Origin of the sequence: Flavobacterium sp. (genome assembly GCF_049318185.1) — a bacterium.
Lineage (GTDB): Bacteria > Bacteroidota > Bacteroidia > Flavobacteriales > Flavobacteriaceae > Flavobacterium.
Window position 1 is genome coordinate 1 of the sequence record NZ_JBMOGV010000057.1, and the last position, 14,535, is coordinate 14,535.

General features: G+C 31.4%; 16 protein-coding genes. 8 read left to right on the plus strand and 8 right to left on the minus strand.

Features of this window, described 5'->3' with window-relative positions; all coding sequences use genetic code 11:
* The 3 genes from ACOYLT_RS06765 to ACOYLT_RS06775 form a co-directional block, all read left to right on the plus strand.
* A partial coding sequence (locus tag ACOYLT_RS06765; protein WP_422853115.1) for a T9SS type B sorting domain-containing protein occupies positions 1-109 on the plus strand: 109 nt, incomplete at its 5' end.
* 5 nt (positions 110-114) lie between these two features.
* Positions 115-1,113, plus strand: coding sequence for a PorP/SprF family type IX secretion system membrane protein (locus ACOYLT_RS06770; RefSeq protein ID WP_422853101.1), 999 nt, complete (start codon positions 115-117; stop codon positions 1,111-1,113).
* A gap of 39 nt (positions 1,114-1,152) precedes the next feature.
* A complete protein-coding gene (locus ACOYLT_RS06775; protein ID WP_422853102.1) occupies positions 1,153-1,668 on the plus strand; it encodes a gamma carbonic anhydrase family protein in 516 nt (171 codons plus the stop codon).
* 1 nt (position 1,669) lies between these two features.
* Here ACOYLT_RS06775 and murI read toward each other — a convergent pair whose 3' ends face one another.
* The 8 genes from murI to ACOYLT_RS06815 all read right to left on the minus strand — a co-directional run bounded on the left by murI (position 1,670) and on the right by ACOYLT_RS06815 (position 9,900).
* Positions 1,670-2,449, minus strand: coding sequence for a glutamate racemase (gene murI, locus ACOYLT_RS06780; protein ID WP_422853103.1), 780 nt, complete (start codon positions 2,447-2,449; stop codon positions 1,670-1,672).
* An 81-nt stretch (positions 2,450-2,530) separates the two neighbouring features.
* Positions 2,531-3,031 carry an OmpH family outer membrane protein gene (locus ACOYLT_RS06785; RefSeq protein ID WP_422853104.1) on the minus strand — a complete coding sequence of 167 codons (501 nt, stop codon included), beginning with the start codon at positions 3,029-3,031 and terminating at the stop codon, positions 2,531-2,533.
* Between the two features lie 43 nt (positions 3,032-3,074).
* The gene (locus ACOYLT_RS06790; protein ID WP_422853105.1) at positions 3,075-4,049 is read right to left on the minus strand and encodes an OmpH family outer membrane protein; all 975 of its coding nucleotides are present in this window, start codon (positions 4,047-4,049) and stop codon (positions 3,075-3,077) included.
* 34 nt (positions 4,050-4,083) lie between these two features.
* Positions 4,084-6,828 (minus strand): BamA/OMP85 family outer membrane protein, encoded by a 2,745-nt coding sequence (locus tag ACOYLT_RS06795; protein WP_422853106.1) that lies wholly within the window; start codon positions 6,826-6,828, stop codon positions 4,084-4,086.
* Positions 6,761-7,501, minus strand: coding sequence for an isoprenyl transferase (locus tag ACOYLT_RS06800; protein ID WP_422853107.1), 741 nt, complete (start codon positions 7,499-7,501; stop codon positions 6,761-6,763). Before ACOYLT_RS06800 ends, ACOYLT_RS06795 begins: the two co-directional genes overlap by 68 nt.
* Positions 7,502-7,504: 3 nt before the next feature.
* Positions 7,505-8,191: a DUF6089 family protein gene (locus tag ACOYLT_RS06805; protein WP_422853108.1), complete on the minus strand. Its 687-nt coding sequence runs from the start codon at positions 8,189-8,191 to the stop codon at positions 7,505-7,507.
* Positions 8,192-8,355: 164 nt separating this feature from the next.
* Positions 8,356-9,237, minus strand: a complete 882-nt coding sequence (locus tag ACOYLT_RS06810; RefSeq protein ID WP_422853109.1) for an NAD kinase — start codon at positions 9,235-9,237, stop codon at positions 8,356-8,358.
* 3 nt (positions 9,238-9,240) lie between these two features.
* Entirely contained in the window at positions 9,241-9,900 is a 660-nt protein-coding gene (locus ACOYLT_RS06815) for a CBS domain-containing protein (RefSeq protein ID WP_422853116.1), read from the minus strand.
* Positions 9,901-10,014: 114 nt separating this feature from the next.
* Here ACOYLT_RS06815 and ACOYLT_RS06820 point away from each other — a divergent pair, with 114 nt between their 5' ends.
* The 5 genes from ACOYLT_RS06820 to clpP all read left to right on the plus strand — a co-directional run bounded on the left by ACOYLT_RS06820 (position 10,015) and on the right by clpP (position 14,414).
* Positions 10,015-10,728 (plus strand): pyridoxine 5'-phosphate synthase, encoded by a 714-nt coding sequence (locus ACOYLT_RS06820; RefSeq protein WP_422853110.1) that lies wholly within the window; start codon positions 10,015-10,017, stop codon positions 10,726-10,728.
* 89 nt (positions 10,729-10,817) lie between these two features.
* The gene (locus tag ACOYLT_RS06825) at positions 10,818-11,579 is read left to right on the plus strand and encodes an alpha/beta fold hydrolase (RefSeq protein ID WP_422853111.1); all 762 of its coding nucleotides are present in this window, start codon (positions 10,818-10,820) and stop codon (positions 11,577-11,579) included.
* A 94-nt stretch (positions 11,580-11,673) separates the two neighbouring features.
* Positions 11,674-12,018 carry a phage holin family protein gene (locus ACOYLT_RS06830; RefSeq protein ID WP_422853112.1) on the plus strand — a complete coding sequence of 115 codons (345 nt, stop codon included), beginning with the start codon at positions 11,674-11,676 and terminating at the stop codon, positions 12,016-12,018.
* A gap of 92 nt (positions 12,019-12,110) precedes the next feature.
* The gene (tig, locus tag ACOYLT_RS06835) at positions 12,111-13,445 is read left to right on the plus strand and encodes a trigger factor (protein ID WP_422853113.1); all 1,335 of its coding nucleotides are present in this window, start codon (positions 12,111-12,113) and stop codon (positions 13,443-13,445) included.
* 282 nt (positions 13,446-13,727) lie between these two features.
* Positions 13,728-14,414 carry an ATP-dependent Clp endopeptidase proteolytic subunit ClpP gene (gene clpP, locus ACOYLT_RS06840; protein ID WP_422853114.1) on the plus strand — a complete coding sequence of 229 codons (687 nt, stop codon included), beginning with the start codon at positions 13,728-13,730 and terminating at the stop codon, positions 14,412-14,414.
* Positions 14,415-14,535 lie beyond the last annotated feature (121 nt).

Genomic DNA, 14,535 nt, shown 5'->3' on the forward strand with positions numbered 1-14,535 from the left:
AACCTTTAACGGAAGTCCATTACCATCAGATGATTATTGGTTTACAGTAGATTACGAAGAAACAAGTTTAGGAAAACAATTTAAGTCCCATTTTTCATTAAAAAGATAATTGCAATGAATTTTAGTAAATTTTATTTATTAGTATTGCTATTTGTAGTACAATTTTCAAATTCTCAAGAAGGATTACCTGTTTATTCTGATTATTTATCAGATAATTATTATTTATTACATCCTTCAATGGCTGGTGCCGCCAATTGTGCAAAACTTAGACTTACTGGTAGGCAACAATGGTTTGGGCAACAAGATGCACCATCACTGCAGACATTGAGTTTTAATGGCTCATTAGGAGAGAGATCAGGAGCAGGGATTATTGTTTTTAATGATAAAAATGGTTATCATTCTCAAACTGGTATGAAATTGACTTATGCACATCACCTTATGTTTTCGAGAGATTATATTGATTTAAATCAGCTTTCATTTGGAATGAGTGCTGGATTTATTCAAAGTAATTTAGATGAAACAAGTTTTTTAATTAATTACCCAGAGTACGATCCAAATGTTTTCGGGTCTATTCAAAAGGCATCTTATTTTAATTTAGATATTGGTGCTTCCTATAATTTTCTCGATTTTTATGTTCACGCTACTGTAAAAAATGCTTTGGCTAGTGATAGAAAATTATATACAGATAGAGAACCAGTGAATTTACGACGATTTATCTTAAATGCTGGTTACACTTTTGGTGATACTGAAACTATTCAATGGGAACCTTCATTCATGTTTCAATTAGTTTCGCAAACTAAAGAAAAAACAGTTGATTTAAACATTAAAGCGTATAAAGATTTAGAGTTTGGAAAACTATGGGGTGGATTATCCTATAGAAGAAGTCTTGATGGGGCTCAATATGTAGAAGGTAATACTGTTGCAGATCAAAATCTACAGTATGTTACTCCAATTATTGGCATCAATTTTAAAAACTACATGTTCTCTTATACCTATTCACATTTATTAGGAACTGTTAAATTTGACTCAGGAGGATTTCATCAAGTAACTTTAGGGATGAATTTATTCTGCAAAGCTGAAAAATACCATTGTAATTGTCCTGCTATTAATTAATTCAAATAGATGTCCCGAAAATTTCGGGACAAATTTTTTATGGTTATAAAATCAGTAAACGGTAAACATCCTCAAATCCCTCTAGACTGTTATGTAGCAGAAAACGCAACTATTGTTGGTGATGTTACTCTGGGTAAATCTTGTAGTGTATGGTTTAATGCTGTTTTACGTGGTGATGTACATTATATAAAAATAGGAGATAAAGTCAATATTCAAGATGGTGCAATTATTCATTGTACTTATCAAAAACATCCAACGGAGATTGGGAATAATGTTTCCATTGGACATAATGCTATTGTTCATGGTTGTAAAATTAAAGACAATGTCCTAATTGGAATGGGCGCAATTGTTATGGATAATTGTATAATTGAAAGCAATTCAATAATAGCGGCTGGAGCTGTTGTTACTCAAAACACAGTTGTTGAATCAGGTACAATTTATGCTGGGATTCCAGCTAAAAAAGTAAAAGATATAAATCAGTCTGATTTTGCTGGAGAAATTGAACGTATATCAAATAATTACGTGATGTACTCTAGTTGGTTTAAAGAAGAATAGTTTAAAAATCTTCAGCTATTATTTGATATTTGTTTTTTAAAATAGCTTCTAAAACTTTTGGATTTGAATTAGTATAAAAAACTGATTTTCCTTTCTCTGGTTGAGAATTTAGTCCAATCCTTTCTAGTAATACTTTTTTAGTTTGCCTTGCAACAGCTTCTCCTGAGTCTATTATTCTTATTTCTTTTGGGAGAATTTTTCTTATTTGAGGTATGAGATAAGGATAATGACTGCAACCTAAAACTAAATAATCAATATTTGCTTCTATCATCGGTTTCAAATAATTGTGCAATAGTTTATTAATTTCAGGGGAGTTGATTTCTCCATTTTCAATTAGCGGCACTAATCCATGACCTATTTGTTCTATTATTTTTGTGTTTTGGAATTGTTCTAGAGTTTGATGGAATAATTCACTATTTAGTGTTCCTTGAGTAGCAAGAATACCAATTTTTTGCGTTTTTGAATGTAATGCAGCGGGTTTTATAGCGGGTTCAATTCCTATAAAAGGAATAGCATATTTGGCTCTTAATTCTTTGATGGCATTTGTTGTTGCCGTATTACAGGCAACTACAATAATTTTACAATTTTGATTTAAAAGAAACTCAGTATTCTTAATACTAAGTGCGATAATTTCATCTTTCGATTTCTGGCCATAAGGAGCATTTTTACTGTCAGCAAGATAAATTGTGTCTTCACAGGGAAGCAATTCATCTATTTCTTTCCAAATGGATGTTCCACCAATGCCTGAGTCAAAAAGTCCTATGGGATTATTATTTGTCATGTAAACAAAAGTAAAAAAAAACTGCTCAAGTAGTTGAGCAGTTTTTAATATAATTCTTAAAGAATCTAAAACAAGTTCAGATTAAAACCCTAAATCTTTTTTTACATCAGCAGTTAAATCAGGACCATCAGATAATAGTAAGTCAGCAATATTGAATACATATTGGTAACCTTTTGCTTTTCCAACTTTAGCGATAGAAGCTTTTATTTTATCCATTAATGGTTTCACTAAATCAGCTTCTTTCTTTTGCAATTCTTTTTGAGCATTATCTCTGTAATCTTGTATACGTTTAATCAAATCTTGTACTTCAGTTTGACGAGTCTGATTTACGGCATCTCCAACAGTAGAAGCTTCTTGGTCGTATTTTTTAATTTTGTTTTGGTATTCCTCTGCCATTGTTTTGTATTCTGTATCATAAGTAGCACTCAATTTCTCTAATTGTTTTTGAGCATCCAACATTGCTGGCATTTTAGAAATTAGTTCATTTACATCTACGTGTGCAGTTTTAGCTTGAGCATTGATAGTATTACTTGTTCCTAAAAACAATACAGTAGCTATTAGTAATGATTTTAATCGTTTCATTTTTAAAAGTATTAATTAATTATTTGTTAGTATTTATTTTTATTTATTTTGTTTTCTCTTCTTTGGCTTTTTTAGCAGCTTCTCTATCCTCTAAAGCTTTTTTTCTTTTATCTTCTATAGCCTTTTTTCTGTCTTCAATTGCTTTTGCTCTTGCAGCCGCTTTTGCTTCTTTTGAATTTACAACAGTTGTTGAATCTGTTGTTTTATTATTTTCTTTGGAAGTTGTTGAAACTGTTGTTTTTTCATTAACAGGAACCGTGCCATTTTTTTTGGCTGCTTTTGCATCTAATAATTCTTTTCTTTTAGCATCTTGCTCTGCTTTTTTTGCGAGGGCGGCCTCTTTTTTATCGGAAGCAGCTTTTTCACGAGCTAATTTTTTTTCTTCAAGAATTCTTTTTCTTTCTGCTAGTGCGGGGTTCTCATCTGCAACATCTTCTTGGTATTCTTTTTTTTCTTGTTCTTTCAGCTCTTTTTTACTTAGTTGTTCTCTTTTTTCAGCTCTTGTAATTACTCTGAGAACTTGGTCACTTATATCATATCTTTTAGCTGCAAAAAGCATTGTCAAATCAGACGTTTTATCAAAAATATAATCATATTTTTTTACTTCAGCTATATCTTGCACTGCTGTAAAAACCTGATCTTGTATAGGTTTGACTAGAACTGCTTTTTGAGTTATCAAATCACCATTTGGCCCAAATTTTTTCTGTTGAAAATCTAAAAGTTCATCTACTTGAAATTTAATTTCTTCTTCTCGTTCTTCTATTAATTCTTTGGTTAAAAGTGCTCTTTCGGTTTTTAAAGCATCGTTTAGTTTTGCAATTTCAATTTTTTTAGCTTCAATATCTTGTTTCCATTTTTGAGCTTTTTGCTCTAATTGATTTTTTGCTTCTGAATAATCGGGTACATTTTGTAGAATATATTCCATGTCAATGTAGCCAATTTTTATCCCTCTTGATTGTGCAGTAGCTTTAAAACCAAGGAATAATAGCAGTATTGATATTGCGAAATATTTTTTCATACGATTATGATTTAGAAATAGTTATCAAATATAATTAAAATTGTTGACCAATTATAAAATGTGTTTCCCAACCATTTGGATTTGTTAACCCAGGGACGGCATCAAAACCATGTGCAAAATCTATTCCAAGTAATCCAAAAGCGGGCATAAATATTCTAATACCGAAACCTGCAGATCTTTGTAATACAAATGGATTATATTTTTTAAAGGTGTCATAAGATGAACCTGCTTCTAAAAATGTTAAAGCATATATTGAGGCGGCTGCTTTTAATGTAATTGGATATCTAAGTTCCAATGAGAATTTGTTGTAAACTGTTGCGCCATCTTGGTTAGATAAAGATTGGTTTGGATAACCTCTTAATTGTACAACTTCTCTACCATCTAATGAGAAGTTAGCTAAACCATCACCACCTAAGAAGAACCTTTCAAATGGAACCAATCCTCTCCCGCTGTTATATGCTCCTAGATAACCAAATTCACCAAGAGTTCTCAAAACTAATTTGCCTGCTAATTTTGTGTACCAATCTGCTTTAAATTTAATTTTATAATACTCTAACCATTTGAATTTTTCTTGATCTACTTTTCCTCTATTCACATCAGCATCTTGAAAATTAGCGTCATCCACTCTTACAATTCCAGTAACACCATTAATAGTTGTTGTTTTGATTAAATCGCCATCATTAATATAAACGTTGTCAATACCAAAATTCTGATTTGGATTATCGGATGCTGTATACGTTTGTTTATATTCTTTAAGATTTTCTAAATTTCCATAATTTATTCCGTTAAACATGGAATAAGGAACAGTTAATTTTGCAGTAACACCAAATTCAGAACCCGATGTTGGGAATATTGGATTTACACCTTTATTATTTCTACTTAGTCCAAAGGTAAAAGCTAAATTTCTTGAAGCCCCGTCACCAAATGTAAATAAACCAGTATTATAATTGTGCAAATCATAATATTGAAAACTTATCGTATTCGAAAACACAAAAAAGTCATCTGGAACAGTTAATCTTTTTGCATAACCTATAGATAATGATGTAATGTTAAAACTCTTAGTTCTATCCACATTAGTTGATCTTCCCGAGTATAAAAATTGTTTACTATGGGATAACGATGTAGAAAATTGAATTGGTTTTTTTCCTCCTAACCATGGTTCAGAAAAGGATAAACTATAAGTCTGGAAAAATGAACTAGCTTGTAATCTCAGGGCTACTTTTTGCCCATCACCCATCGGCAAAGGTTTATAGGCTTCTTTGTTAAACATATTTCTTGCAGAAAAATTATTAAAAGACAACCCTAGAGTTCCTATAAATCCACCACCTCCGTAACCTCCTTGAAGTTCAATTTGACTAGATCCTTTTTCAACCACATTGTATTCAATATCTACAGTTCCAGCAGCTGGATCGACATTTTTGAATTTAGGGTCTATAGCTTCTGGGTCAAAGAAACCTAGTTGTCCTATTTCACGAATGGTTCTCACTAAATCTTCTTTGCTATACTTTTGTCCTGGTTGGGTTCTTAACTCTCTATAAATAACTCTATCATTTGTTTTGTCATTTCCAACAACAGTAATGTTATTAAAATAGGCAATAGGGCCTTCAGTAACTCTAATCTCAAAATCAATGGTATCATTAACAGTTTTCACTTCAACTGCATTGATGTTTGAAAACAGATAACCATTATTTTGATATAAATTGGTAATATCTTCACCATCAGGTTTATTTTTATCAGCAATTCTTTTTTCTAGTAATACTCCATTATAAGTATCTCCTTTTTTTATTCCTAAAACTCTATTCAATAATTGGTCTGAATAGACAGAATTTCCTAAGAATTTAATGTTGCCAAAATGGTATTTTCTTCCTTCTTCAACTTTAATAGTAATGGCTATTTTGGATTTAGTAGCATTTAAAAATACAGAATCTTGTACAATTCTTGCATCTCTATATCCTCTTTCTTTATAGTTATCAATTATTGTTGTTAGATCTTCTTTATATTTGTCTTTAATGAATTTTGAAGCTTTAAAAATCCTAATACGATTAATTTGTTTCGTATTTTTCATTGTTTTTCTCAGCTTAGCATCTGAAAATTTTTCATTGCCTTCAAAAGTAATTCTTGAAATTTTTAATTTTTCTCCCTTATCAACATTCACGAGCATCTTTACTTGGTTTCCCTCTGTAGTATCTGCAATTGTTTTTATAAAAACTTTAGTATTGAAATAACCATCTTTTTTATATTTATTTTCAATATAATTTTTGGTGGTTGTAATTAGGTTTTCGTTAACTATTTTGCCTTTAGTTAAGCCGTTATCTTTAATTAAATCTTCAGTTTTAGAATTTTTAACACCTTGAAATTTTACTTCATTAAGCTTTGGTAATTCAGCAATATCTAAATCCATCCAAATACTGTCACCTTCAATTTTGCTGGCATAAAAATCAATATCACTAAACAGACCAAGTTTTCCTAGTTTCTTTATAGCATTACTTATTTCTTCACCAGGCACAGTTATCTGTTGTCCTTTCTCTAAACCAGCAAATGTTACAACTGTTTGTTGATTAAAACTGATTTTGCCGTTTACTTTAACGTCTGCTAATATGTATTTTTTACCTTGATCAAATGGAATTCTATCTTGGGCTTGTATTTGTAAAAAACTTCCTAATAATATTAGTATTAGAGATGTTTTTAAAGTATTAATTTGCACGGAAATGTTATTTAATTTGTTCACTTGTTTTTCCAAACCTTCGTTCTCTTTTTTGATAGCTAATAATGGCCTCATATAAATCATCTTCTTTAAAATCGGGCCACAAAACATCTGTAAAATAAAATTCCGCATAAGCTATTTGCCAAAGCAAAAAATTACTAATTCTATGTTCGCCACTGGTTCTAATCACTAAATCTACGTCAGGTAAATTATGCGTGTAAAGATGCTGATTTATAATTGATTCATCAAGTGAGTCTATCGAAATTATATTATTTTTAACTTTATTACTAATAATTCTAACAGCATTTAACAATTCTTCTCTAGAGCCATAACTTAATGCTATGGTCAATGTCATTCTATTATTGTCTTTTGTTTTTTCAATTACTCCTAAAAGTTCTTCTTTTGCTTTAGATGGAAGCAAATCAATGTTTCCAATACAGTTTAATCGAATATTATTTTTTTGTAAAGTATCTAATTCTGTCTTTAATGATGAAATCAAAAGCTTCATCAAAGTATCAACTTCTAGTTTTGGGCGGTTCCAATTTTCTGTTGAAAAAGCATAAAGCGTTAAATTTTCAATACCAAGTTTTGCACAATTTTCAACAGTTGATCTGACAGATTTTATTCCGTTTTCATGTCCAAATACTCTTAAAAAACCTTTTTGTTTAGCCCAACGACCATTTCCGTCCATAATAATGGCCAGATGTTTTGGTAAAGTGTCTTTATTTATTTTATCTAATAAGTTCATTCTCTAATCTGCGCAATAACATGGTTTTTCTGTGAAGGTATATGTTAATGTAAAACCAGTAAAAACATACCAATCTTTGCTATTTACATTGCCAAATTTTAACGGCGCTAAATTTCTATTTTTTGGCATACTTCCATCTAAATTATCGGTGAAAGTGTATCTTGCTCCAACTTCAAATCCTAAAATAAAATTTTCTAAAACATTACTTTTAATTCCAACAACCATTGGGATTGCTAAGGAACTCGATTTATAGTCTATTTTAGTCTCTTGGCTTACTACAAACAATTCATCATAGGCAAAATAGGAGATTCCAGAATAGACATAAGGCGTTATTTTCTTTTGTAATGCCTCGTGTAAATTGAAATCAAAAAAATTAAATTCCATTCCTGCTGAAAATTCCATTAATCTATTATTGAATTTATATCCTCTTAAATTTCTAGCTGGAATATCTGAATCTGCATCATCTCCTGATATTGTTGACTGTGTGTATGAAAACCTATAGGAATGTCTCGGACTTTTATTCCATTTGTATAAAACACCTATAGCCAATTTATTTGGTGAAACATAACTTGTGCTACCAACATCACCAACATAATTGCTTCCGCCCAAAAATACGCCAATTTCATTAATTTGTGCGTTCAGAATGTTATGGAAAATCAAACCAAAAAATAATACTAAAATCTTTTTCATTGAATTGAAAATAGCGTGCAAATATAATAATTCTCAGTACTTAAATGACATGAATTTTGTATTTCTACTAAATAAAAAAAAGTACATAGAACTATAGTTCATACTAATAGTTATATTCTAAAACGAAAATTTTAGAATTGTAGTATAATTTGAAGTGTTTTTTTCTAATTTCTCTTGTCTTCTCCCCAAAGCAACTTGTTGCGAAGTGTTTTAAAAAAGCTTTCCTCAGGAATTTCTACCATATTAATTTTGAAAGGGGTCTTTTTGATTTTTAATTCAGAATTATTGTTTACAGAAGTAATTCTTGAATCTAAAGAAACTAAATATTGTGCTTCTCTTCCCGAAACTTTGAGTTTAATTTCTATATCATCAGGAATTACCAGTGGCCTTGCATTTAAATTATGTGGAGCTATAGGAGTTATGACTAGCCCTTTAACATCAGGAGTAAGAATCGGTCCACCACAACTAAGAGAATATCCTGTTGAGCCAGTTGGTGTGGAAATGATTAAACCATCAGCCCAATAGGAATTTAAATATTCATCATTCAAAAAAGTTTCAATCGTAATCATGGAAGTAGTTTCTTTTCTACTCACAGAAATTTCATTCATAGCAAAATTGATGTCTATTTCTTCACAGTTTGGAAAACATTCCATAGATAAAAGTGTTCTTTCAGAGATGCTGTATTTTTTTTCTAAAATAATTTTCAGAAATAATTCAATGTTTTCTTTTTGAACGTTAGCTAAAAATCCTAGTCTTCCCGCATTTACCCCTAAAATTGGAATGCCAATATCACGCACAAAAGTTGCTGCTCTTAATATGGTTCCGTCACCACCAATACTGATTAGAATGTCAAAACTTTTATCTAAATCGGAATGAGAGCTAAACGTATTGTATTGTTTTTCGACAATTTTTTCTTCATATAATATTTTCAAAAACTTTTCTTCAATGACCATTTCTACATTATTTCTATTGAAAAAAACAAAAATATCTTTGATGATTGGTCGGGTGTCGTTTTGATAATACTGACCAAAGATGGCAACTTTCATAAATTACATGTTTAAATATTTATTTAAATATTCGGAACGTTCTTTTAAATTGTTCAAATAATCATCCTCTTGATGTTCAGAAACAATTTCGTAGTTATAACGTCTAAAAGTTTGAATAATTTCATTGATAGATCCAAGTGTGATTTTCACAGTAACTTGTATTTTTTCATTATTGGCCTCTGAAACAAAAGCACCAAGTAGTTTTCCATAATTGCTTTCTACAATTTGAGTAATTTGGCTCATAGAGTAATCTGCAATTGGTTTTTCAACTATAATAATACCCCCTGTTTCTTTAAGAAATGGAGTTTCATTAAGAAATTTTATTACATCTGTAATTTCATAGTAGCCAACATATTTATTGTTTTCATCTAATATAGGAACAATGTTAGCATTATTTCGGGCGAATATTTCCAGAACATCTAACCAAATGGAAGAATTTCTAACAAAAAAACCTTCTAAAGCATAACGATAATCGCCGATGCTTTTTTGGGGCTCAAAGGTCTCAGCATCAACAAAAGCAATACATCCTTGATATACCTCATTATCCATAACCGGAAAATGGGAATAGGAAACATCAGCAAAAAAATCTTGAATTGCTGTTACATTTTCTTTGGTCGAAAACGGTTTGAAATCGTTGTTGATATATTTAGAAAGTAATCTCATAAATGTAGCTTCTCTAAGCGACTGCAAAATAATCAAATTTTGGGACATTAAGACTTAGTTTAACTTTGTATTTTTGTAACCAAATTATTAAAAAGAAATTTATCTAAAATTGTAATGACAAAATTAAGTGTAAACATTAACAAAATAGCAACTTTAAGAAATGCCCGTGGTGGAAATGTTCCCGATTTATGCCAAGTTGCTAAAGATATTCAAAAGTTTGGTGCACAAGGAATCACCATTCATCCAAGGCCAGATGAAAGACATATTCGTTACCAAGATGCTCGTGATTTGAAATCGATTGTTTACACAGAATACAATATGGAAGGCAATCCACAACACAACTTTATCGATTTGGTGCTCGAATGTAAACCAACACAAGTAACATTGGTTCCTGATGCTATTGGAGCAATAACGTCATCAGCGGGTTGGGACACCATTACTCATCAAGAGTATTTATGCGAAGTAATTGCGGAATTCAAAAAAAACGGTATTCGAACTTCTATTTTTGTTGACCCAAAATTAGCAATGATTGAAGGTGCCAAAAAAACGGGTACTGACAGAATAGAACTATATACAGAAGAGTTTGCGCATCAATATAGTTTGGGAAATAAAGCTGGAATTGAACCTTATGTAAAAGCAGCTATTTTGGCAAATGAACTACATTTAGGGATTAATGCTGGTCATGATTTGAGTTTGGATAATATTAAATTCTTTAAAGAAAATATTCCAGGATTGTTAGAAGTATCTATTGGTCATGCTTTGATTTGTGAAGCACTTTATCTGGGTTTTGATAATGTAGTGAATATGTATCTCAACAAATTAAAATGATTTAAGATTTAAGAGTAACGAATGGTGATTAACGATTTTTAAATCCATTCTGCAATCAAAAATCTGCAATCAAAAATCAAAAATATTTTATGTTGTATTCAAGAATAGAAGGACAAGGCAAGCCATTAATTATTATTCACGGCTTTCTTGGAATGAGTGACAACTGGAAATCATTCGGTGCATTATATGCTGCTGAAGGATTTCAAGTGCACATGATTGATTTGAGAAATCACGGTAAAAGTTTTCATTCCGATGAATTCAATTATGCTGCGATGGCAAATGATGTTTTAGACTATTGTCAGCATCATAACCTGTCCAATATTTCTATAATTGGTCATTCTATGGGAGGGAAAGTAGCCATGCTTTTTGCTACAACCTATCCAGATTTAGTTGAAAAATTAGTAGTCGCTGATATTGGGTCAAAATATTATGCACCACACCATCAAGATATTTTAGCCGGATTAAATGCTGTAGATTTTTCTACAAAACCAGACCGAGCAGAAGTAGAAGAAATAGTATATCCTTTTATTCCTGATTTTGGCACACGCCAATTTTTAATGAAAAATCTCTATTGGGTTGAACCAGGTCAGTTGGCTTTCCGTTTTAATTTGCCCGTTTTTAATGCTAAAATTGAAATTATTGGTGAAGCTTTACCAGAGGGAAATCATTTTAACCAACCAACACTTTTCATTCGTGGGGGAAATTCTAAATATATTCTAGATACCGATTTACCAGAAATAAAAAACCATTTTCCTAAATTTGAATTAGTAACCATTCCCAATGTTGGACATTGGTTGCATGCCGAAAATCCAAAGTTATTTTTTGAAGAAACAGCAAGGTTTTTGAAATAAAAATAAGCCACGAATTCACAAATATTTTTTTATTTAAATTTTATGAAATATATTAGTGCATTAATCCCAAAACTAGAAATAAAACTAAATTGAAATGAAACTACTACTTAGAATATTTATAACTGCCATTTTAGTATTGATAATAGCCCGATTTATGAAAGGAGTTGTTGTCGATAAATTTATCACAGCAGTAACGGTGGCTCTTGTATTGGGCTTACTCAACTTTTTTGTTAAACCTATCTTAGTGTTGTTTACACTACCTATAACATTCATAACCCTTGGTTTATTTATGTTAGTTATAAATGCAATACTGATATTGCTTTGTGATCATTATGTAGATGGTTTTGAAATAAATTCTTTTTGGACAGCCATGTTGTTCAGTGTTATCTTATCACTTTCGCAGTCATTGGTTTATAAAATAACAGGCGGCACAAAATAAACCGCTTAAAATCTATAAAAATAAAAACTTGGTTGGGTTGCAGAAATGTTATAATTTTGCAACCCAATTTTAGTAGGTAAAAAACACAAGAAATGAACATCACAAGAAATAATGTAGACGCATTAAATGCTGTAATTACAATTGAAGTAGCCAAATCAGATTATGCAGAAAAAGTACAAAAAAAATTAGCAGATTACAGAAAAAATGCTGCTATTCCTGGTTTTAGAAAAGGAGCAGTGCCAATGAGTCTGATCCAAAAACAATATGGCAAAGCGGTTTTGTTAGAAGAAGTAAACAAATTGCTACAGGATAATTTGAACAACTATTTAGTTGCCGAAAAATTAGATATTCTTGGAAATCCATTACCCAAAGTAACGGAAGATTTCAATTGGGATGTTGAAGAGTATAAATTTGAATTCGAATTAGGATTAACTCCAGAGTTTAATGTTGACTTAGCGGCAAAAAATAATTTATTACAATATAAAATTGTTGCCGACGACAAAATGTTGAAAGACCAAATTGCTCGTATTCAAAAACAATACGGAAAACTAATTGCCAAAGAAACCGTAGAAGAAGGAAACGATGTTTCAGGAATTTTTGCCAATGAAGATAAAGGAATCAATAACAGAACAACCTTATCATTAGACGTTTTTGCAGACAAGAAAACTGTGAAATCTTTCATCGGAAAAAAAGTGGGAGATGCACTTACTTTAAGAACAAAAGGATTATTTGATGATGATCACAAATTAATGGATTTCTTAGCCGTTGGTCATGATGACGTTCACGGATTAGACATTGAAGTAACTTTCACTATTGATGAAGTAACCACTCACGAACCCGCTACTTTAGACCAAGAATTATTTGATAAATTATTTGGACCAAAAGCAGTTACTTCTGTGGAGGAGTTAAAAGCAAAAATCAAAGAAGATGCTGAAAAACAATTTGAACAACAAGCAGATCAAAAATTCTTAAACGATGTTACCGAGTTTTTAATTGCTTCTACTAAATTTGATTTACCAGCTCAATTTTTAAAAAAATGGATACAAACTGCGGGTCAAAACCCACTATCTCCAGAAGATGCTGAAGCAGAATATGCCAAATCTGAAAATGGTTTGCGTTACCAATTAATAGAAGGAAAAATTATAGCTGAAAACAATTTACAAATCACATTTGAGGATTTGAAATCGTATACATCTGATGTAATCAAAAAACAAATGGCACAATTCGGGCAAATGAATCCTACTGATGAAGATGTACAAGGAATCGTAGCAAGAGTAATGTCCAACCAAGATGAAGTTAAACGTTTGTCAGAACAAGTAATGAATGAAAAAATGCTAAACTTGTTTAAAGACAAAGTAAAAGCAACATCAAAAGAGGTTTCGTATGATGATTTCATCAAAGCGATGTATGGCGAATTAAAACACTAATTTTCTAACCATTATTTTATTATATTTGAGCGTCAAAGTAATTTGGCGCTTTTTCATTCTGAACTTGTTTCAGAATCTTCTGAAGCCTTACCTGCCGGCAGGTAATCCCGCTTTCCACGCTACATGGTAGCTTGTTGCAATCGGGGCTAGGATTCTGATTGAGCGACACATTGTCACTTTTAAAAGAAGGCACGGACTTTGACTAGGATTAAACAGATGTAGAGTTTACAACCAACAACATTAAACTTTTTAACTTATAAACTTTTAAACTAAAATTTTAAAATGGATTACGGAAAAGACCCAAGAGCTACCCACGAAATGGGGAAGCAATTTAAAAAATTTGCCACCAAAAAACATGGTGTAAACAGTCTGTATTACGATAAAATTGTAAGTAGCATGACGCCTTATATAATTGAAGAACGCCAAATGAATGTATCTCAACTTGACGTATTCTCGCGTTTGATGATGGATAGAATTATCTTTATGGGAACAGGAGTTGATGATTATATGGCCAATATCATTCAAGCGCAATTGTTGTTCTTAGAAAGTGTTGATGCTTCAAAAGACATTCAAATCTATATTAACTCTCCAGGAGGAAGTGTTTATGCGGGATTAGGGATTTATGACACCATGCAATACATAAAACCAGATGTAGCTACAATTTGCACAGGAATGGCAGCCTCAATGGGCGCTGTGTTATTATGTGCTGGAGCAGCTGGGAAACGTTCAGCGTTACCACATTCAAGAGTTATGATTCACCAACCTTCAGGCGGTGCATCAGGTGTTGCCACCGATATGGAAATCAACTTGAAAGAAATGTTGAAACTGAAAGATGAATTGTACCAAATCATTTCTCACCATTCGGGACAAACTTTTGATAAAGTACACAAAGATTCTGAACGCGATTATTGGATGATTGCTGATGAAGCCAAAGAATACGGAATGATTGATGAAGTGTTAAGAAGATAAATGTGTTGGATGTTTGATGTAGGAAGTTAGATGACCTCCAGCATCCAGCATCCATCATCAAACTAAAAAAATGGCAAAACAAGTTTTAGAATGTTCTTTTTGCGGAAGAAAAAAACCAGAA

Excerpts from the sequence above, each read along its gene's own strand:
- ACOYLT_RS06770 (WP_422853101.1), top strand. The coding sequence starts at position 115 with ATGAATTTTAGTAAATTTTATTTATTAGTATTGCTATTTGTAGTACAA.
- ACOYLT_RS06775 (WP_422853102.1), top strand. The coding sequence starts at position 1,153 with ATGGTTATAAAATCAGTAAACGGTAAACATCCTCAAATCCCTCTAGAC.
- murI (WP_422853103.1), bottom strand. The coding sequence starts at position 2,449 with ATGACAAATAATAATCCCATAGGACTTTTTGACTCAGGCATTGGTGGA.
- ACOYLT_RS06785 (WP_422853104.1), bottom strand. The coding sequence starts at position 3,031 with ATGAAACGATTAAAATCATTACTAATAGCTACTGTATTGTTTTTAGGA.
- ACOYLT_RS06790 (WP_422853105.1), bottom strand. The coding sequence starts at position 4,049 with ATGAAAAAATATTTCGCAATATCAATACTGCTATTATTCCTTGGTTTT.
- ACOYLT_RS06795 (WP_422853106.1), bottom strand. The coding sequence starts at position 6,828 with ATGAGGCCATTATTAGCTATCAAAAAAGAGAACGAAGGTTTGGAAAAA.
- ACOYLT_RS06800 (WP_422853107.1), bottom strand. The coding sequence starts at position 7,501 with ATGAACTTATTAGATAAAATAAATAAAGACACTTTACCAAAACATCTG.
- ACOYLT_RS06805 (WP_422853108.1), bottom strand. The coding sequence starts at position 8,191 with ATGAAAAAGATTTTAGTATTATTTTTTGGTTTGATTTTCCATAACATT.
- ACOYLT_RS06810 (WP_422853109.1), bottom strand. The coding sequence starts at position 9,237 with ATGAAAGTTGCCATCTTTGGTCAGTATTATCAAAACGACACCCGACCA.
- ACOYLT_RS06815 (WP_422853116.1), bottom strand. The coding sequence starts at position 9,900 with ATGAGATTACTTTCTAAATATATCAACAACGATTTCAAACCGTTTTCG.
- ACOYLT_RS06820 (WP_422853110.1), top strand. The coding sequence starts at position 10,015 with ATGACAAAATTAAGTGTAAACATTAACAAAATAGCAACTTTAAGAAAT.
- ACOYLT_RS06825 (WP_422853111.1), top strand. The coding sequence starts at position 10,818 with ATGTTGTATTCAAGAATAGAAGGACAAGGCAAGCCATTAATTATTATT.
- ACOYLT_RS06830 (WP_422853112.1), top strand. The coding sequence starts at position 11,674 with ATGAAACTACTACTTAGAATATTTATAACTGCCATTTTAGTATTGATA.
- tig (WP_422853113.1), top strand. The coding sequence starts at position 12,111 with ATGAACATCACAAGAAATAATGTAGACGCATTAAATGCTGTAATTACA.
- clpP (WP_422853114.1), top strand. The coding sequence starts at position 13,728 with ATGGATTACGGAAAAGACCCAAGAGCTACCCACGAAATGGGGAAGCAA.